At 62.6% G+C, this 24,072-nt stretch carries 18 protein-coding genes and 1 tRNA gene; 6 read left to right on the top strand and 13 right to left on the bottom strand.

Annotated features, from left to right (window positions below; genetic code table 11):
- Positions 1 to 55 precede the first annotated feature (55 nt).
- The 3 genes from ACKLLE_RS17455 (at position 56) to ACKLLE_RS17445 (ending at position 4,759) form a co-directional block, all read left to right on the top strand.
- Positions 56 to 1,423: an MFS transporter gene (locus tag ACKLLE_RS17455; protein ID WP_009404224.1), complete on the top strand. Its 1,368-nt coding sequence runs from the start codon at positions 56 to 58 to the stop codon at positions 1,421 to 1,423.
- A gap of 79 nt (positions 1,424 to 1,502) precedes the next feature.
- On the top strand, positions 1,503 to 3,056 hold the full coding sequence (gene garD, locus ACKLLE_RS17450; RefSeq protein WP_009404225.1) for a galactarate dehydratase: 1,554 nt from the start codon (positions 1,503 to 1,505) through the stop codon (positions 3,054 to 3,056).
- A gap of 119 nt (positions 3,057 to 3,175) precedes the next feature.
- Positions 3,176 to 4,759 (top strand): aldehyde dehydrogenase (NADP(+)), encoded by a 1,584-nt coding sequence (locus ACKLLE_RS17445; RefSeq protein WP_420058627.1) that lies wholly within the window; start codon positions 3,176 to 3,178, stop codon positions 4,757 to 4,759.
- A 45-nt stretch (positions 4,760 to 4,804) separates the two neighbouring features.
- Here the strand turns inward: ACKLLE_RS17445 and ACKLLE_RS17440 are convergent, their stop codons facing one another.
- From ACKLLE_RS17440 to rpsU, 7 genes are all read right to left on the bottom strand, one after another.
- Positions 4,805 to 5,563: a FadR/GntR family transcriptional regulator gene (locus ACKLLE_RS17440; protein ID WP_009404229.1), complete on the bottom strand. Its 759-nt coding sequence runs from the start codon at positions 5,561 to 5,563 to the stop codon at positions 4,805 to 4,807.
- 157 nt (positions 5,564 to 5,720) lie between these two features.
- Positions 5,721 to 5,915, bottom strand: a complete 195-nt coding sequence (locus ACKLLE_RS17435; protein WP_420058626.1) for a helix-turn-helix domain-containing protein — start codon at positions 5,913 to 5,915, stop codon at positions 5,721 to 5,723.
- A 101-nt stretch (positions 5,916 to 6,016) separates the two neighbouring features.
- Positions 6,017 to 6,093, bottom strand: a tRNA-Ile gene (locus ACKLLE_RS17430).
- A gap of 13 nt (positions 6,094 to 6,106) precedes the next feature.
- Complete coding sequence (locus ACKLLE_RS17425) at positions 6,107 to 9,850, bottom strand: bifunctional diguanylate cyclase/phosphodiesterase (RefSeq protein WP_420058625.1); 3,744 nt, start codon at positions 9,848 to 9,850, stop codon at positions 6,107 to 6,109.
- Positions 9,851 to 9,972: 122 nt separating this feature from the next.
- Entirely contained in the window at positions 9,973 to 11,823 is a 1,851-nt protein-coding gene (gene rpoD / locus ACKLLE_RS17420; RefSeq protein WP_420058624.1) for an RNA polymerase sigma factor RpoD, read from the bottom strand.
- Between the two features lie 67 nt (positions 11,824 to 11,890).
- Positions 11,891 to 13,885 carry a DNA primase gene (gene dnaG / locus ACKLLE_RS17415; RefSeq protein ID WP_064302988.1) on the bottom strand — a complete coding sequence of 665 codons (1,995 nt, stop codon included), beginning with the start codon at positions 13,883 to 13,885 and terminating at the stop codon, positions 11,891 to 11,893.
- A 321-nt stretch (positions 13,886 to 14,206) separates the two neighbouring features.
- Entirely contained in the window at positions 14,207 to 14,422 is a 216-nt protein-coding gene (gene rpsU, locus ACKLLE_RS17410) for a 30S ribosomal protein S21 (protein WP_002551877.1), read from the bottom strand.
- Between the two features lie 201 nt (positions 14,423 to 14,623).
- Between rpsU and tsaD the strand changes: the two genes are divergently transcribed.
- Complete coding sequence (gene tsaD, locus ACKLLE_RS17405) at positions 14,624 to 15,649, top strand: tRNA (adenosine(37)-N6)-threonylcarbamoyltransferase complex transferase subunit TsaD (RefSeq protein WP_064302987.1); 1,026 nt, start codon at positions 14,624 to 14,626, stop codon at positions 15,647 to 15,649.
- Here the strand turns inward: tsaD and plsY are convergent.
- Positions 15,646 to 16,215, bottom strand: coding sequence for a glycerol-3-phosphate 1-O-acyltransferase PlsY (gene plsY / locus ACKLLE_RS17400; protein ID WP_064302986.1), 570 nt, complete (start codon positions 16,213 to 16,215; stop codon positions 15,646 to 15,648). The genes tsaD and plsY overlap by 4 nt on opposite strands.
- A gap of 75 nt (positions 16,216 to 16,290) precedes the next feature.
- On the opposite strand from plsY, the gene folB reads away from it, so the two are divergent.
- Together folB and folK are read left to right on the top strand one after the other, a co-directional pair.
- A complete protein-coding gene (gene folB / locus ACKLLE_RS17395; protein ID WP_009404245.1) occupies positions 16,291 to 16,647 on the top strand; it encodes a dihydroneopterin aldolase in 357 nt (118 codons plus the stop codon).
- Positions 16,638 to 17,153, top strand: a complete 516-nt coding sequence (gene folK, locus ACKLLE_RS17390) for a 2-amino-4-hydroxy-6-hydroxymethyldihydropteridine diphosphokinase (RefSeq protein WP_064302985.1) — start codon at positions 16,638 to 16,640, stop codon at positions 17,151 to 17,153. Before folB ends, folK begins: the two co-directional genes overlap by 10 nt.
- Positions 17,154 to 17,262: 109 nt before the next feature.
- On the opposite strand, the gene ACKLLE_RS17385 is transcribed toward folK, so the two are convergent.
- The 5 genes from ACKLLE_RS17385 to glpE form a co-directional block, all read right to left on the bottom strand.
- Complete coding sequence (locus ACKLLE_RS17385; RefSeq protein ID WP_420058623.1) at positions 17,263 to 18,492, bottom strand: multifunctional CCA addition/repair protein; 1,230 nt, start codon at positions 18,490 to 18,492, stop codon at positions 17,263 to 17,265.
- Positions 18,493 to 18,552: 60 nt separating this feature from the next.
- Positions 18,553 to 20,115 carry a SpoVR family protein gene (locus tag ACKLLE_RS17380; RefSeq protein WP_009404248.1) on the bottom strand — a complete coding sequence of 521 codons (1,563 nt, stop codon included), beginning with the start codon at positions 20,113 to 20,115 and terminating at the stop codon, positions 18,553 to 18,555.
- Positions 20,112 to 21,383, bottom strand: a complete 1,272-nt coding sequence (locus tag ACKLLE_RS17375) for a YeaH/YhbH family protein (protein WP_009404249.1) — start codon at positions 21,381 to 21,383, stop codon at positions 20,112 to 20,114. The genes ACKLLE_RS17380 and ACKLLE_RS17375 overlap by 4 nt, the downstream gene beginning before the upstream one ends.
- 141 nt (positions 21,384 to 21,524) lie before the next feature.
- The gene (locus tag ACKLLE_RS17370; protein ID WP_009404250.1) at positions 21,525 to 23,447 is read right to left on the bottom strand and encodes a PrkA family serine protein kinase; all 1,923 of its coding nucleotides are present in this window, start codon (positions 23,445 to 23,447) and stop codon (positions 21,525 to 21,527) included.
- A gap of 282 nt (positions 23,448 to 23,729) precedes the next feature.
- Positions 23,730 to 24,059 carry a thiosulfate sulfurtransferase GlpE gene (gene glpE, locus ACKLLE_RS17365; protein WP_009404251.1) on the bottom strand — a complete coding sequence of 110 codons (330 nt, stop codon included), beginning with the start codon at positions 24,057 to 24,059 and terminating at the stop codon, positions 23,730 to 23,732.
- Between the last annotated feature and the right edge of the window lie 13 nt (positions 24,060 to 24,072).

Raw genomic sequence — 24,072 nt, 5'->3', positions numbered from 1 at the left:
CTCCGGCCTACAACTCAAGAGCCCGCACAAGAATAATTAGTGGGAGTACCTTCAGATGCACGCGACTAAAAAGACGCATGTTCGCTATCTGATCCTGTTCATGCTGTTCCTGGTGACCACGATCAACTACGCCGACCGCGCAACCATTTCCATTGCCGGCTCGAGCCTGCAGAAGGACCTCGGCATCGATGCTGTCACCCTCGGTTATATCTTCTCGGCGTTCGGCTGGGCCTACGTACTGGGCCAGATTCCCGGTGGCTGGCTGCTCGACCGCTTCGGCTCGAAGAAGGTCTATGCCTTAAGTATCTTCACCTGGTCGATGTTCACCGTGCTGCAAGGCTTCGTCGGCTACATGCCGGTAGCCAACGCGATCATCGCCCTGTTCATGCTGCGTTTCCTGGTCGGCTTCGCCGAAGCGCCGTCCTTCCCGGGCAACGCACGGATCGTCGCGGCCTGGTTCCCGACCGCCGAACGCGGTACCGCCTCGGCGATCTTCAACTCCGCGCAATACTTCGCCACCGTGCTGTTCGCTCCGCTGATGGGCTGGATCGTCCATGCCTGGGGCTGGGAGCACGTGTTCATCGTCATGGGTGCCATCGGCATCGTCTTCTCCGGAATCTGGCTGAAGCTGGTGTACAACCCCAAGGAACACCCGATGATCGGTGCCCCGGAGCTCGAGCACATCGAGAAGAACGGTGGCCTGGTGGATATGGACAAGCCCCGGGCGGCCGGTGCCAGCGGGCCGAAGTGGGGCTACATCAAGCAGTTGCTGTCCAGCCGCATGATGATGGGCGTTTACCTCGGCCAGTACTGCATCAACGCCATCACCTACTTCTTCCTCACCTGGTTCCCCGTGTACCTGGTGCAGGAGCGCGGCATGTCGATCCTCAAGGCCGGCTTCATCGCCTCGCTGCCGGCGATCTGCGGCTTCATCGGTGGCGTGCTCGGCGGGGTGATCTCCGATCATCTGCTGCGTCGCGGCAATTCCCTGACCTTCGCGCGCAAGGCGCCGATCGTCATTGGCCTGCTGCTCTCGACCTCGATGGTGATCTGCAACTATGTGGACGCCGAGTGGATGGTGGTCGCGATCATGGCCCTGGCGTTCTTCGGCAAAGGCCTCGGTGCGCTGGGCTGGGCGGTGGTCTCGGACACATCGCCCAAGCAGATCGCCGGTCTGTCGGGGGGCATGTTCAACACCTTCGGCAATATCTCCTCGATCACCACGCCGATCATCATCGGCTACATCATCAGCGCCACCGGCTCGTTCAAGTGGGCCCTGGTGTACGTGGGCGCCAACGCACTGGTGGCGGTATTCAGCTACCTGGTGATCGTCGGCCCGATCAAGCGGATCGAACTGCGCGATGCACCGAAGGATGAAGCGGTAGCGGCGTCATCGGGCAAACTGGCCGAGTCCGCCCGCTAAGCAGACCACGCGATGCCCGGCCTTGTAGCCGGGCGTCGCGGATGAACAAAGCCTGTGAAATAACAAGAAGGGCACCACCATGCAGTTGATCGAAACTTCCGACTCCCCTCGCTATGTCCGCCTGCACGACGACGATAACGTCGTGGTGGTGGTCAATGATGGCGGCCTGGGCGAAGGCGCCCGCTTCGCCGATGGCCTGACCCTGGTCGAAGGCGTGCCGCAGAGCCATAAGGTGGCGGTGGTGAATATCGCCAAGGGCGAGCCGGTGCGCCGCTACGGCCAGATCATCGGCTACGCCCTGGAAGACCTGCGCCAGGGCAGCTGGGTCAAGGAAAGCCAACTGGCCATGCCGGCTGCGCCGGAGCTGGACAGCCTGCCGCGCTGCGACGCGGTACCGGAGGCCCTGCCGCCGCTGGACGGCTACACCTTCGAGGGCTACCGCAACGCCGACGGTACGGTGGGCACGCGCAACATCCTCGGCATCACCACCACCGTGCAATGCGTGACCGGCGTGCTCGATCACGCGGTCAAGCGCATCCGCGAGGAACTGTTGCCCAGGTATCCCAACGTCGACGACGTGGTCGCCCTGACCCACAGCTACGGCTGCGGCGTGGCGATCAACGCCCGTGACGCCTACATCCCGATCCGCACCGTGCGCAACCTGGCGCGCAACCCCAACCTCGGCGGTGAAGCGCTGGTCATCAGCCTGGGCTGCGAAAAGCTCCAGGCCGGCCAGGTCATGCACGATAACGATCCATCGGTGGACCTCAGCGAGCCCTGGCTCTACAGGCTGCAGGACGCCAGCCTCGGCTTCGTGGAAATGATCGAGCAGATCATGGCCTTGGCCGAAGCGCGCCTGATCAAGCTGAACCAGCGCAAGCGCGAAACCGTGCCGGCCAGCGAGCTGATCCTCGGCATGCAGTGCGGCGGCAGCGATGCCTTCTCCGGCATCACTGCCAACCCGGCGCTGGGCTATGCCGCCGACCTGCTGGTACGCGCCGGTGCCACTGTGCTGTTCTCGGAAGTCACCGAAGTGCGCGATGCCATCTACATGCTCACCTCCCGCGCCGAAACGCCGGAGGTGGCCGAAGCCTTGGTGCGCGAGATGGACTGGTACGACCGCTACCTGCAAAGCGGTGAAGCCGACCGTAGCGCCAACACCACGCCGGGCAACAAGAAGGGCGGGCTGTCGAACATCGTCGAGAAATCCCTTGGTTCCATCGTCAAGTCCGGCAGCGGCGCTATCCAGGGCGTGCTCGGGCCGGGCGAACGGGTGGAGCGCAAGGGCCTGATCTTCTGTGCCACGCCGGCCAGCGATTTCGTTTGCGGCACCTTGCAGCTGGCCGCCGGCATGAACCTGCACGTGTTCACCACCGGGCGCGGCACGCCCTATGGCCTGGCCATGGCCCCGGTGGTCAAGGTCTGCACCCGCACCGAGCTGGCCCAGCGCTGGCCCGACCTGATCGATATCGACGCCGGCCGCATCGCCTCGGGCCGCGCCACCATCGAGGAACTGGGCTGGGAGCTGTTCCACTACTACCTGGACGTCGCCAGCGGCCGCAAGCAGACCTGGGCCGAACAGCACAGGCTGCACAACGACATCACCCTGTTCAATCCGGCACCCATTACTTGATGCATTCCCTTGTGGGAGCGGGTTTACCCGCGATTGCGGTGGTGAGCTCACCGACGTCATCGCGGGTGAACCCGCTCCCACAGGGTCCGCGTTTCCCCATTGTCCACAGGAGCCCCGAAATGCCAGAGATCCTCGGCCACAACTTCATCGCCGGCCAGCGCAGCGCCGCTGGCGCGCAACGTCTGCAAAGCCTCGACGCCACCACCGGCGAAGCCCTGCCGTACAGCTTCGCCCAGGCCACCGAGGGCGAAGTGGACCAGGCCGCCCAGGCTGCCGCGGCCGCCTTCGCCGAATTCCGCCAACTGTCACCGGCGCGCCGCGCCGAATTCCTCGACGCCATTGCCGCCGAGCTGGATGAGCTGGACGATGCCTTCGTCGCCATCGTCTGCCGCGAAACGGCGCTTCCGGCTGCGCGTATCCAGGGCGAGCGCGGTCGTACCAGCGGGCAGATGCGCCTGTTCGCCCAGGTGCTGCGCCGCGGTGACTTCCTTGGTGCGCGCATCGACCTGGCCCTGCCGGAGCGTCAGCCGCTGCCACGCGTGGATATCCGCCAGATGCGCATCGGTGTAGGCCCGGTCGCGGTGTTCGGCGCGAGCAATTTCCCGCTGGCGTTCTCCACCGCCGGTGGCGATACCGCTGCGGCCCTGGCCGCCGGTTGTCCGGTGGTATTCAAGGCCCACAGCGGCCATATGGCCACGGCCGACCTGGTCGCCTGCGCCATCCAGCGCGCCGCCGAGCGCACCGGCATGCCCAAGGGTGTGTTCAACATGGTCTTCGGTGGCGGCGTCGGCGAGTGGCTGGTCAAGCACCCGGCAATCCAGGCGGTCGGCTTTACCGGCTCGCTCAAAGGCGGCGATGCCCTGTGCCGTATGGCAGCGGAGCGTGCGCAGCCGATCCCGGTGTTCGCCGAGATGTCCAGCATCAACCCGGTGATCATCCTCCCGGGCGCGCTGGCCAAGCGTGGTGAAGCGATCGCCCGCGAACTGGCTGGCTCGGTGACCCTGGGCGGTGGTCAGTTCTGCACCAACCCGGGCCTGGTCATCGGTCTGCAGTCGTCCGGATTCAGCAAGCTGCTGGGCGACCTTGGCGAGCATCTGGACCAGCAGGCCGGGCAGACCATGCTCAATGCGGGCGGGCTGCGCAGCTATGTCGGTGGCCTGGAACACCTGCAGGCACATGCCGGTATCCAGCACCTGGCCGGTCAGCCGCAGCAAGGCAGCCAGGCGCGGGCCCAGTTGTTCAAGGCCGACGCCCGTCTGCTGGTGGATTCCGACCCGCTGTTGCAGGAGGAGGTGTTCGGGCCGGCCACCGTGGTGGTCGAGGTCGCCGATGATGAACAGCTACGCAGCGCCCTGCTGGGCCTGCGTGGCCAACTGACCGCCACCCTGATCGGCGAACCGGAAGACTTCGAAGCCTTCGCCTGGCTAGTGCCGCTGCTGGAAGAGAAGGTCGGCCGGATTCTTGTCAACGGTTACCCGACCGGTGTCGAAGTCTGCGACGCCATGGTCCATGGCGGGCCGTACCCGGCAACGTCCGATGCCCGTGGCACCTCGGTGGGCAGCCTGGCCATCGACCGCTTCCTGCGTCCGGTGTGCTACCAGAACTACCCGCAATCGCTGTTGCCTGAAGCGCTGCGCGACGCCAACCCGCTGCGCCTGCGTCGACTGGTCAACGGCCAATGGAGTGACGGCGTGATCGCCTGACAGGTCTGAAACGAACAAGCCCCGCGATTGCGGGGCTTGTTCGTTTCAGGCGCTCTGGCTTTGCTGCTGCTCGGCGTCTTCATGGGCCTGGCGCAAGCGCTCGCGGCTATTGCTCAGGTGCATGCGCATGGCCATTTTCGCGCCTTCGCTGTCGCGGCGGGCAATGGCCTCGTAGATCGCCTCGTGCTCGTGGCTCAGGCGGCTCATGTAGTGGGGTTGGTCATCATGGGCCAGGCGTGCGGAGTTCAGCCGCGTGCGCGGAATGATGCTGGTGCCCAGGTGATTGATGATGTCGGCAAAGTAATGGTTGCCGCTGGCCTGGGCGATCTGCAGGTGGAACTGGAAGTCTGCCGATACCGCATCGGAGGCATGGGAAGCCCCCTCGTTCAGTTCGTCCAGTGCCGCGCGCATTCCGGCCAGGGCCTCATCGCTCCGGCGTTGCGCGGCCAGGCCGGCCGACTCGACCTCCAGGGCGATGCGCAGCTCCAGCACCGAAAGAACCTCGCGCAGCGTCACGATGGTGGCCGGATCGATGCGGAAACTGCCGCCGACGGGCTGGTCGAGCACGAAGGTGCCGATACCATGGCGGGTTTCCACCTGGCCGGAGGCCTGCAAACGGGAGATGGCTTCACGCACCACCGTCCGGCTCACGCCTTCCTCGGCCATGATCTGCGACTCGGTGGGAAGCTTGTCGCCGCGCTTCAATTGCCCGCTGCGAATCCGCTCGGTCAGCACCGCGACCAGTTCCTGGGCCAGGCTACGCGGCTTGCGCCGGCCTCGCACCTGTACCTGCTGCTCTGTCATGCCTTGTCATTCACGTAGAAAAATAACCGTCATCATAGCTGATGGAGTTGTACGATCACATGGGCGGAGTGGGGAAAAGGGGAAAGAAATAGCGTGACTCGAGATGGGACGCTGTCGGTCCCTGTCTGGGACTTTTCAGTCCCGTTCTGGGACCGGGCTACAGGTCGAGGCAGTGCACCGGAATGCCGAGAGCGGCCGCGATTTTCTCACGGGTTCCCTTGCGTGGGCGTTCGGCAGATTCCTGCTGGGCATAGGCCGACTGGGAAATGCCCAGGCGTTGGGCGACCTCCGCTTGTGTCAGGTCCAGATGCCTGCGCCATGCCGCGATCGCGGTCATTCCATCCTTGATCATGTAGCCCACCACTTTTCTGGAAATGACAGGCCGTTGTTGGCTCAATTTGAGGCGAATCCCAGAAACACAAAAGCCGCGCATTTGCGCGGCTTTGTCGTACCTGGTGGGCCCACACGGACTCGAACCGTGGACCAAAGGATTATGAGTCCTCTGCTCTAACCGACTGAGCTATAGGCCCCAGTGGTCGCGGATTATATCGAGGGATTCCAGGCAGTGCCATCCGAAAGATCGGAAAGTACTATGCGTAAAAACGACTCGGCGAAGGCGTTTGCCGGCAGTGGCAGGCTAACGATGTAGCCCTGGATCTGTTCGCAGCCTTCCCGGGCGAGGAATTGCTGCTGGGCGGGGGTTTCCACGCCTTCGGCAATCACCGTCAGTTGCAGGCTGCGACCCAGGGCGATGATGGCCCGGGCGATGGCGGCGTCGTTGGGGTCGTCGGGGAGGCCGCGGATGAAGGATTGGTCGATCTTCAGGATGTCCAGCGGCAGGCGCTTGAGGTAACTGAGGGACGAATAGCCGGTACCGAAGTCGTCGATCGCCAGTTGCACGCCGAGGCGCTTGAGCTGGTGAAGTATGGCCAGGCCTTCCTCGGCCTGGCTCATGATGAAGTTCTCGGTAATTTCCAGTTGCAGATCGCCGGCCTTGAGCTGGTGGGTCCTGAGCAGTTGCTCGATGCGTCGCACCAGCCCCGGCTGGCGCAACTGGGCGCCGGCGAGGTTGACCGAGAGCGGGCCGAACGCCTGGTACTGGCGTTTCCAGGCCTGCATTTGCCGACAGGCATGCTCCAGTACCCAGTCGCCGAGTTGCAGGATCATGCCGTTCTCTTCCGCCAGCGGGATGAAGCGCTCGGGCGGCACATCGCCGAAGTTCGGATTGGCCCAGCGAATCAGCGCTTCGGCACCGACCAGGCGTTGGGTCTTGAGGCTTAGCTTGGGCTGGAAATACAGGCTCAGTTCGTTACGTTCGATCGCCCGGCGCAGTTCGTGCTCGAGCGCGATACGCTCGCTGGCCTGTGCAGTGAGGTCGCGGGTATAGGCCTCGACGCGGTTGCGGCCCTTGGCCTTGGAGCGGTACATGGCGGCATCGGCGTTGCGGATCAGCGAGGCGACATCGATACCGTCCTGCGGGTACAGGCTGATGCCGATGCTGGCGCTGGAGAAGAACTCGTGTTCGCCGGCCTGGAATGGCGCATTGAAACAGGCCAGGACCTTCTGCGCGATATGCTCGGCATCACTGGCTTGATGCAGGCCGGGCAGCAGGATGATGAATTCGTCGCCGCCGAGGCGGGCGACGGTGTCGATATCGCGTACCTGTTCCTTCAGGCGATGGGCGATGGCCTTGAGCAGCAGGTCGCCGACCGGGTGGCCGAGACTGTCGTTGATGTGCTTGAAACGGTCCAGGTCGAGGAACAGCACCGCGCCCTGGCGGCTCGATGCCTGTGGACAACTCAGTGCGGCCTGCAGGCGGTTTTCGAACAATGTGCGATTGGGCAGGCCGGTGAGCGGATCATGGTGGGCCTGGTAGTCGAGCTTGGCCTGGGCGTGCTTGAGGCTGGAAATGTCGGCGAACACGGCCACGAAGTGGGTGGTGCCAAATTCCGGGTTGCGCACTGCACTGATGGTCAGCCAGGCGGGATACAGTTCGCCGTTCTTGCGCCGGTTGAGAATCTCTCCCTGCCAGTGCCCGTCGGCACCGAGCTGATGCCACATGGCCGCGTAGAAGGCGCTGTCGTGCTGGCCGGAGGCGAGCAGGCGGGGCGTGTGGCCGAGGGTTTCGTCTTCGCTGTACCCGGTGATCTCGCTGAAGGCCCGGTTGACCGCGCTGATGCGCTGGTCGGTATCGGTAATCAGCACGCCCTCGGCAGTGTTTTCGAAGACAGTAGCGGCCAGTTGCAGTTTTTCCTGCATCTGGTGGCGATCGGTGATGTCGCGGGCGATGGTCAGCATGCAGTCGATGCCGCCGATGGGCAGCGGCCTGGCGGACAGTTCGCAAAGGCGAACCTGGCCATCGGCACGGCGCAGATTGCATAGGAAGTCTCGCACGAAGCCGTCTTTTTTCAGGTGTTCGAGCATCTCCCTGCGTTCGTTGAGATCGACCCAGATACCCAGGTCGATCGCCGTGCGGTCCAGCGAGGTCTGCATATCGAAGCCGGTCAGGCGGCAGAAACCTTCGTTGACCTCAAGCAACAGCCCGTCGCTTTGCCGCGACAGCAGCATGCCGTCTGGCGAGGCATGGAAGGCCTTGGCGAATTTCTCTTCGGAAATCTGCAGTTGCTCCTGGGTTTCCTTGAGCTGGCTGATATCGCGTACCGCCACTACCAGCGCCGGGGTGCTTTCCAGGTCGAAGGATTCCGCTGAAATCAGTCCGGTGAACAACTGGCCATTGCTGCGACGGAAGGTCATTTCCAGATTGCGCACGCTGCCGCGCTGCAGACGCTGCAGCAGGCTCGGGCCGATGCCTTCGACGCCCCAGATATTCAGTTCGGTGGCGGTGCGGCCGACCACCTGCGAAGGGGTGAGGCCGATCTGCTCTTCGAAGGTTTCGTTGATTTCCAGCAGGCAACCGTCGCTGAGACGGACGATCACCAGGATATCCGGGCATTGGTGGAACACCGAAGCGAATTTCTGCTCCGACAGGCGCAAGGCCTGTTCGGTGTGCTTGGCTTCGCTGATGTCGATCATCAAGCCGCGCATCACCGGCCGGTGGCCGTGCTCGATGAGGCTGACGATGTCGCGGATCCACAGGGTCCGGCCATCGGCGCGGATCACCCGGTAGTCCAGGCTGTGATCGCGCCCGGCGGCGGTTTCCGCGTCGCAGTAGGCCTGGGCCCAGAGGGCGTCGTCCGGGTGCAGGATGGAGCGCCAGAATCCTGGTGTGAGCCATGCGCTCAAGGGGTAGCCGAGCAGGTTTTCGGCATGGGGCGAGACATAGTTGTAGGTGAAATCGTTGGCGTCGGCTTCCCAGGCAATGGCCGAGAGACTCTCGACCAGGCCGCGGTAGTGGTATTCGCTGCTGCGCAGTTCCTGTTCAAGGGCGATGCGCCGGGAAATCTCTGAGCTGAGCCGGCGGTTGACCCGGATCACCGCTGCCAGGATCGCCACCAGCAACAACACGGCTGGCAGGCCGTAGAGCAACAGGTCGCGCCACAGTGGCCGTTGCTCCAGCACCTTGCCGACCCAGCGTGCCTGGATGTCGGCAACCTCCTGCGCAGACATGTCGGCGAGCACTTTATCGAGGATGCCGATCAGGGTCTTGTTGCCCCGGGGCGTACCCATGGCCAGTTGGTAGCGGTAGGGCGTTTCGCCGCTGACAAAGAGGCCTTCCAGCTTGAGTTCGCGCAGGGCCCAGACGCTCGACGCCAGATCGCCGACCACCGCGTCTACCTCATCGGTAGCCAGCGCTTGCAGCGCCGAGCTGACATTGGGCATGGCCACCAGGTTAAGGTCCGGGTAATGGGAGCGCAGCAATTCATGGGGCGCATAGTTTTCCACCACGGCAATCTTCAGGCCGTACAGGTCCTTGATGGCGGCGGGATGCGGGCCGCCTTCATGGGCGAGGATCACGATGGGGAAATCCAGGTAGGGCCGGGTGAACGACAGGTACTCCTGGCGCTCGGGCGTGGACATGATCCCGGGCATCAGGTCGATCTGCCCGTTGCGCGCCTGCTCGAGGACCTGTGTCCAACTCGAAGGGGCGCCGAGCGTGAAGTTGACGCCCAGGCGCTCACGAATCGCGGCGATGTAGTCGGCGGCCAGTCCCTGGTAGCGGCCTTCCTGGTCCCGGTATTCGAAGGGTAGCCACGAAGCATCGACGCCGAGGCGCAGGCTGGGGTGGGCGTCCAGCCAGGCCTGCTCTTCATCGGTCAGGGTCAAGGCGCCGGCCGCTGCGCTCCAGGTGAACAAGAGCGACAGCAGAAGGGCCGGCAATCTCGGCATAGCGGCCTCGTCTACGAATGGATAGATTCGAGTGTAGACGGGCATTTTGCCTTCAGGGTCTGGGCGACAGGCCGTTGTTCGCCCAAAAAGAAAAACCCCGGCGGTGGCCGGGGTTCGTCTTGTTACTCGTCGAGGAAGGAGCGCAGATGCTCGCTTCGCGTCGGGTGACGCAGCTTGCGCAACGCCTTGGCTTCGATCTGACGGATCCGCTCGCGGGTCACGTCGAACTGCTTGCCGACTTCTTCGAGCGTGTGATCGGTGTTCATGTCGATACCGAAACGCATGCGCAGCACCTTGGCTTCACGTGCGGTCAGGCCCGAGAGCACGTCACGGGTGGCCTCCTTGAGGCTTTCGACAGTTGCCACATCGATTGGCGACTGCATGGTCGAGTCCTCGATGAAGTCGCCCAGATGCGAATCTTCGTCGTCACCGATCGGGGTTTCCATGGAGATCGGCTCTTTGGCGATCTTCAATACCTTGCGGATCTTGTCCTCGGGCATTTCCATGCGCTCGCCCAGCTCTTCCGGCGTCGGTTCGCGACCCATTTCCTGGAGCATCTGCCGGGAAATGCGGTTGAGCTTGTTGATCGTCTCGATCATGTGCACCGGAATACGGATGGTGCGCGCCTGGTCGGCGATCGACCGGGTGATCGCCTGGCGAATCCACCAGGTGGCGTAGGTCGAGAACTTGTAGCCGCGACGGTATTCGAACTTGTCCACCGCCTTCATCAGGCCGATGTTGCCTTCCTGGATCAGGTCGAGGAACTGCAGGCCGCGGTTGGTGTACTTCTTGGCGATCGAGATCACCAGACGCAGGTTGGCCTCGACCATTTCCTTCTTGGCACGACGAGCCTTGGCTTCACCGATCGACATGCGACGGTTGATGTCCTTGATCTCGGCGATGGTCAGGCCGGTTTCGGCCTCCAGGTCGACCAGCTTCTGCTGGCAACGCACGATGTCGGCGTCCAGGCGGCCCAGGGCTTCGGCCCATTTGGTGCTGCGCTTGGCGAGATCGCCGCTCCAGGTCAGGTCGACCTCGTTGCTTGGGAACAGGCGCAGGAAGTCGGCGCGTGGCATGCGGGCGTCACGAACGCACAGTTGCATGATGGCGCGTTCCTGGGCACGCAGGCGGTCCAGGGCACCGCGGACGCGCTCGACCAGCACTTCGAACTGCTTGGGCACCAGCTTGATCGGCATGAACAGCTCGGCCAGGGCCAGCAGCTCGGCGACGCCCTGCTTGCTGTCACGACCATGCTTCTTGAGGATCTTGGCGGTCGCTTCCAGTTGTTCGGCGACGGCACCGAAACGCTGGCGAGCGACTTCCGGGTCGGGACCGCTCTCGGTCTCTTCCTCTTCGTCGCCGCTTTCTTCCTTTTCCTCGTCTTCGTCGTCACTGTCGGCAGCCGGAGCCGCCTTGGTGTCGACGGGTGGCGGCATCTCGGATGGCGCAGCGATGCTGTCGTCAGGGTCGATGTAGCCGCTCAGTACGTCCGACAGGCGGCCGCCTTCGGCGGTGACGCGATCGTATTCGCCGAGGATGTATTCGACGGTGCCGGGGAAGTGGGCGATGGCGCTCATCACTTCACGGATACCTTCCTCGATCCGCTTGGCGATTTCGATTTCGCCTTCACGGGTCAGGAGTTCGACGGTACCCATTTCGCGCATGTACATGCGCACCGGGTCGGTGGTGCGACCGATGTCGGTTTCCACGGCCGCCAGCGCAGCAGCGGCTTCTTCGGCCGCGGCTTCGTCGGTGTCGGCTTCGGCCAACAAAAGGGCATCCGCATCCGGAGCACTCTCGAATACGTTGATCCCCATGTCGTTGATCATGCGGATGATGTCTTCCACCTGTTCCGGATCTGAAATATCCTCAGGCAGGTGGTCGTTGACCTCCGCGTAAGTCAGGTAGCCCTGCTCACGACCGCGGGTGATCAACTCTTTGATGCGAGACTGCTGTTGCGCTTTTCCGGACATAACACCCTATCCACTGAAGGTCTTGGCGGGCAAAAAACAAGCCGGGGATTATACCCGAGCATGGACCTCACGCGCCAGTTGAGGTCGGGGTTTGTGCGGGAACATTGCGACTCAGGAGGTCGCGCAGCTGATTTTTTTCCTCTGCGCTCAGTTCGCTTTGACGTGCTTTCCGGAGCAGATGTTCCAGGCTGCGCTCGCGTTGGCGAGCGGACAAGCTAGTTATAGTGTCGAAAAACTGCTGTTCAAGGTTGTCGGCATCGATCAGCCATTCCTTTTCCGCCAGCGCCCGCAGCAGGCGACCCTGTTCGGTACCGTGCCAGCGTGCGATCAGCTGTAGTGAGCGTAGCTCAGGATTCTTTTGCAGCGCCTCCAGCAGTGCCACCAGCAACTGTGCGTAGACGTGCTCTTCGTCGGCAAAGTGGCTGGCGTCCTCGACCTTGCGTGCCAGCGCCGGGTGGTGCAGCAGGGTACGCAGGGCGCTGAGGGTCGGCGGCTCTACCGAGGTCGGCACGCGCGGCGGATGATTCTGCTGCTGGCCGTTTCGCTCCCACGGCTTGCCCTTGCCACCCTTCTTGTCCCATGGCTTGCCATCCCATTTCTTCTTCTGGCCGCCGCCCTGGTTGGGTGTCCATTGCTGCTGTGACTGTGGCTGGAAATGTTCTGCGTGATGGAAATCGCTGTAGTCCGGGCTGTAGTCCGGGATCGCATCGTAGTCGATGCCCGGGTCGTAGGCCGGCGGTGCGGTTTCCTGCGGTGCGTTCCGGGCCAGTTGCTCGACCTGCTGGTTGTCCAGGCCGGTGATTTCCTTCAGGCGATTGCGCATCAGCGCACGCAGGTTCGCACCCGGCACCTTGTCGATCAACGGCGCGGCGAGGGTGGCCATGTGGGCCTTGCCCTCCAGCGAGCGCGGGTCGGCTTCCTCGGTCAGTTGCTGGAAGAAGTAGTCGGCCAGCGGCTGGGCGTGCTGGTTGATCCGCGCGCGGAAGGCGTCGGTGCCCTCGGCGCGGACCAGGCTGTCCGGATCCTCACCCTCGGGCAGGAACAGGAAACGCGCCTTGCGTCCGTCCTGCAGGCTTGACAGGGTGGCTTCCAGTGCGCGCCAGGCGGCATTGCGGCCGGCCTGGTCGCCGTCGAAGCAGAAGAGCACGCTCGGCACCACCCGGAACAAGCGCTTGAGGTGTTCCTCGCTGGTGGCGGTGCCGAGGGTCGCCACCGCATTGCGCAGGCCTTGCTGGGCCAGGGCAATGACATCCATGTAGCCTTCGACCACGATGATTTCGTCGAGGTTGCGATTGAACTTGCGTGCCTCGTACAGCCCGTACAGCTCCTGGCCCTTGTGGAAGACCGGGGTTTCCGGGGAGTTGAGGTACTTGGGCTTGTCGTCGCCGAGCACCCGTCCGCCGAAGGCGATGACCCGGCCACGGCTGTCGCGGATGGGGAACATCACCCGGTCACGGAAACGGTCGTAGCGTTTGCCGCTTTCGGCGTTCTCGATCAGCAGCCCGGCGTCGATCATGGCCTTCTGCTGCAGGCTATCGCTGCCCAGGTGCTTGAACAGGTTGTCCCAGCCTGGAGGGGCGAAGCCCAGGCCGAAATCGCGAGCGATTTCTCCGGACAGGCCGCGGCCCTTGAGGTACTCCACCGCAGCCTTGCGGGTTGGATGGCTTTTCAGGGCCTGGCGATAGAACTCGGCAGCCGCGGCCAGCAGCGGATAGAGCGGTGAATCCGTGGGCTGTCGCGGCTTGTGCCCGCGCCCGCTTTCTTCTCGCGGCACTTCCATGCCGGCGGCTTTCGCCAGTTCCTCGACGGCCTGGGGGAAGTCCAGGTTGTCGTGGTCCATGATGAAGCCGAGGGCGTTGCCGCCGGCGCCACAACCGAAGCAGTAGTAGAACTGCTTGTCCGGGCTGACGCTGAAGGATGGCGTCTTTTCCTTGTGGAAAGGACAGCAGGCGGTCAGGTTCTTGCCGGCCTTTTTCAGTTGCACGCGCGAACTCACCACATCGACGATATCGGTGCGGTTGAGAAGGTCGTCAATGAAACTCTGGGGAATCAGCCCGGCCATGGCTCTCTCGTCATCAGGCGATAATGAAGTCTATCGCTAATGCTGCGGGAACGACGGTGCATTCGAAACAGGTCGAATGGCAGACGCAAGAAAACGGAAAAGAAGATGTGCTCGTCGGTAACCCGTAAGGGTCCGTCAGTGTGACGCGCACGCCTGGCTATAAGCCAGTTCTGACGATTGTGGCAGGCTGCCCGGGCTGGGAACCAGTCTGGACGTCTCCGGCGATACGACGGGTGTCGTGGCTGGAGTGAACAGCTTTGCTCGCTGCCGGCAGCCCGGCTTTGGGCCGGGCGAGGCAGAAGCTTGCGACAGACGTCTGTATCAGTACAGACGAACGGCGCGGCGCTGTTCGCGCTGAACTTTCTTGGCGTGACGCTTGACAGCAGCAGCTGCCTTGCGCTTACGCTCGGAAGTCGGCTTCTCGTAAAATTCGCGGCTACGAACTTCAGCCAGTACACCGGCTTTTTCGCAGGAGCGCTTGAAACGACGCAGAGCTACGTCGAAGGGTTCGTTCTCTTTAACTTTGACGGCTGGCATCCAGAGCTACCTTCATTCATTACCGGGGTCAACGAACTCGTGGCAGAAATGTGCACTGGAGAACGTCGGTTTTTAAGGGTTGCGGATGTTAACCCTTAGCCAGCAGGAATGCAAAGCCTCTGATCGAAAACCGCTGGTCGGCACAGGGAGCGAGGACTATCATGCGCGCCTTCGAATTCAGCCTCGACAAGGCAAGGACCCATGCTAGTACTGGGATTGGAAACATCCTGCGATGAAACCGGCGTCGCCCTCTACGACAGCGAACGCGGCCTGCTGGCCGATGCCCTGTTCAGCCAGATCGACCTGCACCGCGTCTATGGTGGCGTGGTGCCGGAGCTCGCCTCCCGTGATCACGTCAAGCGCATGCTGCCGCTGATCCGCCAGGTCCTGACCGAAGCTGGCTGCGCGGCCAGCGATATCGATGCCATTGCCTATACCGCGGGTCCCGGCCTGGTCGGCGCACTGCTGGTCGGTGCGTCGTGCGCCCAGGCGCTGGCCTTCGCCTGGGGTATCCCGGCGCTTGGCGTGCATCATATGGAAGGTCACCTGCTGGCGCCAATGCTCGAGGAGCAGCCACCGGAGTTTCCGTTCGTCGCCTTGCTGGTGTCCGGCGGCCATACGCAACTGGTTCGCGTCGATGGCATCGGCCGCTACGAACTGCTTGGCGAGTCGCTGGATGATGCCGCTGGCGAAGCCTTCGACAAGACGGCCAAGCTGATCGGCCTGGATTACCCCGGTGGTCCGGAAATCGCCCGCCTGGCTACCCAGGGTGTGCCGGGGCGCTTCGTCTTCCCGCGACCGATGACCGATCGCCCCGGACTGGATTTCAGCTTCAGCGGCCTGAAAACCTTCGCCCTGAACACCTGGCAGCAGTGCCAGAAGGCTGGAGACGACGGCGAACAGACTCGTTGCGACATCTCGCTGGCCTTCCAGCAGGCAGTGGTGGAGACTCTCACCATCAAATGCCGCCGCGCCCTGAAGCAGACAGGCCTGAAGCGCCTGGTGATCGCCGGTGGCGTGAGTGCCAACAAGGCCCTGCGCGCGTCGCTGGAGGAAATGACTGCCGGGCTCAAGGGTAATGTCTTCTATGCCCGCCCGAAATTCTGTACCGACAACGGTGCGATGATCGCCTACGCCGGTTGCCAGCGTCTGGCTGCGGGGCAGCAGGAAACCCTGGCCATCAGCGTGCAGGCACGCTGGCCGATGGAAACGCTGCAAGCGATTTAGAAGTGGCGCTCCCGGCCTGCGAAGAGGTCACGCAGGTTGCCGCGATGTCGCCAGACGATCAGCAGCGTCAGCAGGGTCATTGGCAGGAGTGCTTCCGGCTCGCGCCAGGCCAGCAGCGGCAGGGTCAGGGGCGTTGCGATCAACGCCGCCAGCGAACTGGTGCGGGTGAGGTAGAAGGTCAGCAGCCAACTGCAAATGGCCAGCAGGGCGGCAGGCGGGTAAAGGCCGAGCAGCATGCCGGCGGCGGTGGCGACGCCCTTGCCGCCGCGGAAGCGGAAGTAGAGCGGGAACAGGTGGCCGAGTACCGCGCAAAGACCGATCCAGGCTTGTTGCTGTTGCTCCAGGCCGGCCAGTTGGGCCAGCAGGACCGGCACCAGGCCCTTGCACAGGTCGCCAAGCAGGGTCAGGATCGCCAGTTTCCGCCCCGCCAGGCGCAGCATATTGGTAGCGCCGGCATTGCCGGAACCGCTCATGCGCGGGTCGGGACTGCCGTTCAGGCGGCTGAGGACGATGGCGAAGGACAGAGAGCCAAGCAGGTAGGCGAACATCGCCAGTAACCAAAACATGCTAACTATTCCGGGCAAGGACGCCCCTGATTCTAACGGCGCAAGGCGCCCTTGTCGTGCTGTGGAGAGAAGTGCTTGGACAGAGTGTTCATCGAAGGGCTGGAAGTCGACACCGTGATCGGCGCCTACGACTGGGAGCGTGGCATTCGCCAGTGCCTGCGTCTCGATCTGCGGTTTGCCTGGGACAATCGCCCGGCTGCGGCAGGTGACGATCTGAGCCTGGCACTGGACTACGCCAGTGTGTCCGCGCGCATCCAGGCATTTGCCGAGCAGGCGCAGTTCGAATTGGTGGAAACCTTCGCCGAGCGCCTGGCCAAGGTGCTGATGGATGAATTCAACATTCCCTGGCTGAGCCTCAAGCTGACCAAGCCCGGCGCCGTGCCGGCGGCTACCGGTGGTGTTGGCGTGGAGATCGAGCGCGGATGCCTCTGACACGGGTCTACCTGGGCCTCGGCAGCAATGTCGAGCGCGAGCGGCACCTGACTGCCGGCCTCGATGCGCTGGCCGGTTTCCTCCAGCAGATGGAGTGCTCGCCGGTCTTCGAGAGCCAGGCGGTGGGGATCAAGAGCGGTCCCTTCCTCAACCTGGTGGTGACCGGCCTGACCGACCTGCCGCTGATCGAGCTGGATCGCCGGCTCAAGTTCATCGAGGCCGACAATGGCCGCTATGCCCCGGAGCGCAAGGGCTTGCCGCTGGATATCGACGTACTGATGTACGGCGACCTGCACGGCAACTTCGACGGCCTGATCCTGCCCCGCGCCGAAATCCTCAAGAATGCGTTCGTGCTCTGGCCGCTGTCGTTGATTGCTCCGCAATTGGTGCATCCGGGGGCGGGCAAGAGCATGGCGCAACTGTGGAGCGAGGCACGGATCGATCAGGTGCTGGCACCTGTTCCTTTTCTCTGGCATGAGCGGCAGCTGACAATTGCCGGTAGCTGAGGCCTCATCGCTGCGGTGCGGCGGTCCGACAAGCCATACCGGGTATGCGGCGCCTGCGATCCTGTGGGAGCTGGCTTGCCAGCGATAAGGCCCTCAAAGCCACAGCAGATCAGCCTGCAGCACTCTCCTTGTAGGCCTTCAACGCATTCAGGCGAGCTTTTTTCAGCGCCTCGCCCAGTGCCTGTCCGGTGTAGCCCTGCTCGACCAGCGGCTGCACCGCGACCTTCCTCGCCGCCTCGGCCGCGCCGCGCAGGTAATCCGCCTGCGGATACTGGCGATCTTCCAGTCCCAGCCGTCCCCGGGCATCCATCTCGCACGCCACGATGAATTCCTCGAAACGCTGAGGGCGTCTGTACACATCGAAGCGTTGTAGCAGTTCCAGCAGGGTCGCGGGCTTCAGCTCCAGCGCCCGGTGCCCGTGGGTATGGTACTCACCCACCAGCATCGCCAATTCCTGACAGTCCCGTGGCACCTTGAAGCGTTGGTTGATCTTGTCGATCAGCTTCAGCCCGCGGTGCTCATGAGCGATATGCCGCGGCCATTCGTGTTCCGGTGTAGTGCCCTTGCCCAGGTCGTGCAGCAGGCAGGCCCAGCGTACGGTGAGCGGTTGAGCGTGGCGGGCGGCTTGCTCCAGCACGGCCAGGGTATGGGCGCCGGTATCGATTTCCGGATGATGGGCGGCTGGCTGTGGGACACCGAACAGGCTGTCGACTTCCGGCATCAGCTCGCGCAATGCGCCGCAATCGCGCAGGACCTGGATGAATACCTGGGGATGATCTTCCATCAATGCCCGGGAAATTTCCTTCCAGCTGCGCTCCGGCGTCAGCGCCTGGAGTTCGCCGGAATTGCTGAGCTGACGCATCAGTTCAAGGGTTTCCGGTGCGACGCTGAAGCCCAGCCCGGCGAAGCGTGCGGCAAAGCGCGCTACCCGCAGGACTCGCAAGGGATCTTCGGCGAATGCGGGGGAAACATGGCGTAAAACCCGATTGTCCAGGTCTTTCTTGCCGTTATAAGGATCGGTCAGGTTGCCGTGCTCGTCCTCGGCCATGGCATTGATGGTCAGGTCGCGGCGGATCAGGTCCTGTTCGAGGGTGACCTCGGGGCTGGCGTGGAACGTGAAGCCGCCGTAACCCACGCCGCTTTTACGTTCGGTGCGGGCGAGGGCGTACTCCTCGCCACTTTGCGGGTGCAGGAACACCGGGAAATCCGAGCCCACGGGACGAAACCCTTGTTCCAGCATCTGTTCGGCCGTGGCACCGACCACCACCCAGTCATGGTCGGTGACCGGCCTGCCGAGCAGGCGATCGCGAACGGCGCCGCCGACTTTGTAGATCTGCATGAAAAACCTCCGTAGATGCCCCACAGGATAACCCGTGTGGCCTCTCGGAGGCGTTTGGCGTTACAGGTGCACCACGGCGAGATCGAGGCGGCCGTGGTCGCCGTCGCCGTGTTCACCCTTTGGGGGGACGTGGTGGGTTTTCATGATCTGGTCGCCCTGCAAGGTTTCCAGGTGGATATCGAACCCCCACAGGCGGTGCAGGTGCTTGAGCACTTCCTCAGTGGAGTCGCCGAGTGGCTTGCGGTCATGTTGCTGGTGGCGAAGGGTCAGGGAACGGTCGCCGCGGCGGTCGATGCTCCAGATCTGCACGTTGGGCTCGCGGTTGCCAAGGTTGTACTGGGCGGCGAGGGTTTCGCGAATGACGCGGTAGCCGCTTTCGTCATGGATGGCCGGCACCAGCAGGTCGTCGCGCTGATCGTCGTCCATGATGCTGAACAGCTTGAGGTCGCGAATCACCTTGGGCGAGAGGTACTGCAGGATGAAGCTTTCATCCTTGAAGCTGCTCATGGCGAACTTGATCGCCGACAGCCAGTCGCTTCCGGCGATCTCCGGGAACCAGCGGCGGTCTTCCTCGGTGGGGTTCTCGCACATGCGGCGGATGTCGGTATACATGGCGAAGCCTAGGGCATAGGGGTTGATGCCGCTGTAGTAGGGACTGTCGAAGCCCGGCTGGAACACCACGCTGGTATGGGACTGAAGGAATTCCAACATGAAGCCGTCGGTGACCAGGCCTTCGTCGTACAGATCGTTCATCAGGGTGTAATGCCAGAAGGTGGCCCAGCCTTCGTTCATGACCTGGGTCTGGCGCTGTGGATAGAAGTACTGGGCGATCTTGCGCACGATGCGCACGATCTCGCGTTGCCACGGCTCCAGCAGCGGCGCGTGCTTTTCGATGAAGTAGAGGATGTTCTCCTGCGGCTCGGCGGGGAAGCGTGCGGTGTCCTTTTCGCTGACCTTGTCCGCGCTTTTCGGAATGGTGCGCCACAGGTCGTTGATCTGTTTCTGCATGTGCTCTTCACGGTCCTTCTGCCGCCGCCGCTCCTCTTCGGCGGAAATGGGGTAGGGCCGTTTGTAACGGTCGACGCCGTAGTTCATCAGGGCGTGGCAGGAGTCCAGCAGATCCTCGACCGCATCGATGCCGTGACGCTCCTCGCACTGGGTGATGTACTGCTTGGCGAACACCAGGTAATCGATGATCGAGCTGGCATCGGTCCAGGTACGGAACAGGTAGTTGCCCTTGAAGAAGCTGTTGTGTCCGTAGCAGGCATGGGCGACCACCAGCGCCTGCATGCAGATGGTGTTTTCCTCCATCAGGTAGGCGATGCACGGATCGGAATTGATCACGATTTCGTAGGCCAGGCCCATCTGGCCTCGGCTGTAGGATTTTTCTGTGCTGAGGAAGTGCTTGCCGTAGGACCAGTGGTGGTAGCCCAGCGGCATGCCTACCGATGCATAGGCGTCCATCATCTGCTCGGCAGTGATCACTTCGATCTGGTTGGGGTAGGTATCCAGGGCGTAGCGCTCGGCCAGGCGGCTGATCTCTCGGTCATAGGCCTGGATGAGCTCGAACGTCCACTCGGACCCGGTGGAAAGCGGTTGGCGTTTCTGCTCTCTGGCGGTCATGTCACTAACCTGCGCTGGAAGAGTTCACGGAAGACCGGATAGATATCACCGGCCGACACCAGCTGCTGCTGGGCGAACGTATCAGGGAAGGCTTCGCCGATGCGTTCGTATTCGAACCACAGTGCCTGATGTTCCCGGGGGGTGATCTCGACGTAAGTGTAGTACTGGACGAACGGCATGATCTGCTTGCTGAGAATCTCCCGGCAGATCGGCGAGTCGTCGTTCCAGTTGTCGCCGTCTGAGGCCTGGGCGGCGTAGATGTTCCATTCGTTGGCGGGATAGCGCTCGGCCATGATCTCCTGCATCAGCTTCAGGGCACTGGAGACGATGGTGCCGCCGGTTTCCCGGGAGTAGAAGAATTCTTCTTCGTCCACTTCGCGGGCGCTGGTGTGGTGGCGGATGAAGACCACTTCGATACGGTCGTAGTTGCGCTTCAGGAACAGGTACAGAAGGATGAAGAAGCGCTTGGCGATGTCCTTGGTAGCCTGGGTCATGGAGCCGGAGACGTCCATGAGGCAGAACATCACCGCCTTGGAACTGGGGTTGGGGTGCTTGACCAGCAGGTTGTACTTCAAGTCGAAGGTATCGAGGAACGGAATGCGGTTGATCCGGGCGATGAGGCGTTCGATCTCCGCTTCGATTTCCTGGATATCACCGAAGTTGTCCGGTTCTTCCCGTTTCAGGCGCGCAAGCTCTTCCCGGGCTTCACGCAGCCGGGCCCGACTGCTGCCGGACAGGGCGATGCGCCGTGCATGAGCCGAGCGCAGAGTGCGGATGATGTTGATGCGTGACGGGTTGCCCTCGTTGCTGATGCCGGCACGGACGGTCTTGAAGGTGTCGGTACCGGTCAGGTGGCGCTTGACCAGGTTGGGCAGTTCCAGGTCCTCGAACATGAATTCGAGGAATTCCTCCTGGGTGATCTGGAAGACGAACTCGTCCATGCCTTCGCCGGAGTTGCCCGCCTTGCCACGACCACCGCCGCCTCCGCCGCCCTGCGGCCGGGGGATGTGTTCGCCTGCGGTGAACTCCTTGTTGCCCGGGTGGACGACAGTCTGCTTGCCGCCACGGCCATGGTGCAGCACCGGTTCGTCGATATCGCGGCCAGGGATGCTGATCTGCTCGCCATGCTCCATGTCGGTGATGGAGCGGCGGCTCACAGCCTCCTCGACGGCTTTCTTGATGTGATCACGGTAACGCCTCAGGAAGCGCTGGCGGTTGACCGTGCTCTTGTTCTTGCCATTCAGGCGTCGGTCGATGACGTAGCTCATAGGCCCTCCGGTAGCTGGGGTACAGCTGCAAGCTTCAAGCTACTAGCTGCAAGTAAAAGCATCCGCCACGGACCCGCGCCGTGCGGTGTGCAGGAGCACACCGCGAATGGCTCAGGGCTTGTGGCTTATGGCTTGTCGCTTTTACTGGGACTTTCTGACCCGCAGGTACCATTCCGACAGCAGGCGAACCTGTTTGTCGGTGTAGCCGCGTTCCACCATGCGCGTGACGAAGTCGTTGTGTTTCTGCTGGTCCTCCTTGCTCGCCTTGGCGTTGAAGCTGATGACCGGCAGCAGGTCCTCGGTGTTGGAGAACATTTTCTTCTCGATCACCACCCGCAGCTTTTCGTAGCTCAGCCAGGTCGGATTCTTGCCGTTGTTGTTGGCACGGGCACGCAGGACGAAGTTGACGATCTCGTTGCGGAAATCCTTCGGATTGCTGATGCCGGCCGGCTTCTCGATCTTTTCCAGCTCTTCGTTGAGGGCGATGCGGTTGAGGATTTCGCCGGTTTCCGGGTCGCGGTATTCCTGGTCCTGGATCCAGAAGTCTGCATAGAGCACGTAGCGGTCGAAGATGTTCTGACCGTACTCGCTGTACGACTCCAGGTAGGCGGTCTGGATTTCCTTGCCGATGAACTCGATGTAGCGCGGGGCCAGGTATTCCTTGAGGTAGCGCAGATAGCGTTCGCGGACCTCGGCCGGGAATTGTTCCTGCTCGATCTGCTGTTCCAGCACATAGAGCAGGTGGACCGGGTTGGCCGCCACTTCATGCGGGTCGAAGTTGAAGACCTTGGACAGGATCTTGAAGGCGAAGCGGGTCGACAGGCCGTTCATGCCCTCGTCTACACCGGCGGCGTCGCGGTATTCCTGGATCGACTTGGCCTTGGGATCGGTGTCCTTGAGGTTCTCGCCGTCATACACGCGCATCTTCGAGTAGATGTTGGAGTTTTCCGGCTCCTTGAGGCGCGAGAGCACGGTGAACTGGGCCAGCATCTTCAAGGTGTCGGGTGCGCAATGGGCCTTGGCCAGGGAGCTGTTGAACAGGAGCTTGTCGTAGATCTTGATCTCGTCGCTGACCCGCAGGCAGTACGGCACCTTGACGATGTAGATCCGGTCGATGAACGCCTCGTTGTTCTTGTTGTTGCGGAAGCTGTGCCACTCCGATTCGTTGGAGTGGGCCAGCAGGATACCGGAGTAGGGGATCGCGCCCAGGCCTTCGGTACTGTTGTAGTTGCCTTCCTGGGTGGCGGTAAGCAACGGGTGCAGGACCTTGATCGGGGCCTTGAACATCTCGACGAATTCCATCAGGCCCTGGTTGGCCCGGCACAGTGCGCCCGAGTAGCTGTAGGCGTCGGCGTCGTTCTGTGGGAATTCCTCCAGCTTGCGGATATCCACCTTGCCCACCAGGGCCGAGATGTCCTGGTTGTTCTCGTCGCCCGGCTCGGTCTTGGCCACGGCGATCTGGTTGAGGATCGAAGGGTAGAGCTTGACCACCTTGAACTGGCTGATATCACCGCCGAATTCGGCCAGGCGCTTGGTCGCCCAGGGGGACATGATGGTGTTGAGATAGCGCCGCGGGATGCCGAAGTCTTCCTCGAGAATGGCACCGTCCTCGGCGGCATTGAACAGCCCCAGGGGCGACTCGAACACCGGCGAGCCCTTGATGGCGTAGAAGGGCACCTTTTCCATCAGTTGCTTCAGTTTTTCCGCCAGGGACGATTTACCGCCGCCGACCGGGCCGAGCAGATAGAGGATCTGTTTCTTCTCTTCCAGGCCTTGGGCGGCATGGCGGAAGTACGAGACGATCTGGTCGATGCACTCTTCCATGCCATGGAAGTCGGCAAAGGCCGGATACCGGCGAATCACCTTGTTGGAGAAGATTCGCGACAGCCTGGAGTTGTTGGAGGTGTCGACCAGTTCCGGCTCGCCGATGGCCATGAGCAGGCGCTCGGCCGCGGAAGCGTAGGCGCTGCGGTCGGTCTTGCAGAGCTCCAGGTACTCCTGTAGCGAGAGCTCCTCCTGGCGGGTGGACTCGAAGCGTTGTTGGAAGTGGCTAAAAATACTCATGACGTCACCTCGCTCGATACGTGAGGCCGACGCCGGATCAGTCAGCTGATGCTGGCATGCAATCGCGATGGACGATTGCTGTATACCCCCCAGAACACCCTGAAATCGCTACCGATGACCCGCACGCCGGTGTACCGGCTCTCCCCTTTTTTGGATGGCCTGGGCTTAAGGATAGTTGGTTCTCGGGGAGGTCAAGGGCGGATGGCGGATAAGTTCGCCATGACCGTTCGTCCGGTCAGGCGCGAGCCCGCACAGGACGCGGGCTGCGGGGGCGGAAAAAAATTATTCCGGGTTTCCCTGGCTGGTTTCCGACGGAAAGGTGCCGCGCCACAGTTCAAAGCCGCCGTCGAGGCTGTAGACATCGGAAAAGCCCTGGCTGGCCAGGTACGCCGCTGCGCTCTGGCTGGAGTTGCCGTGGTAGCAGACCACCACGGTCGGTGCGTCGAGGTCGGCGCCGCGGATGAAGTCGGCCACGGAGTGGTTGTCCAGGTGACGGGAGCCGGTAATGTGGCCGTTCGCATAGGTTTGCGGGTCGCGGATATCGACCACGACCGCACCTTGCTCGCGCAGTGCCTGGGCCTGTTCGGGAGGGATGCGTTTGAATTCGCTCATTGCACGGTTTCCT

This window comes from Pseudomonas bharatica, assembly GCF_048586865.1.
GTDB classification, from domain to species: domain Bacteria; phylum Pseudomonadota; class Gammaproteobacteria; order Pseudomonadales; family Pseudomonadaceae; genus Aquipseudomonas; species Aquipseudomonas bharatica.
This window is presented reverse-complemented; position numbering and strand designations above follow the sequence as displayed.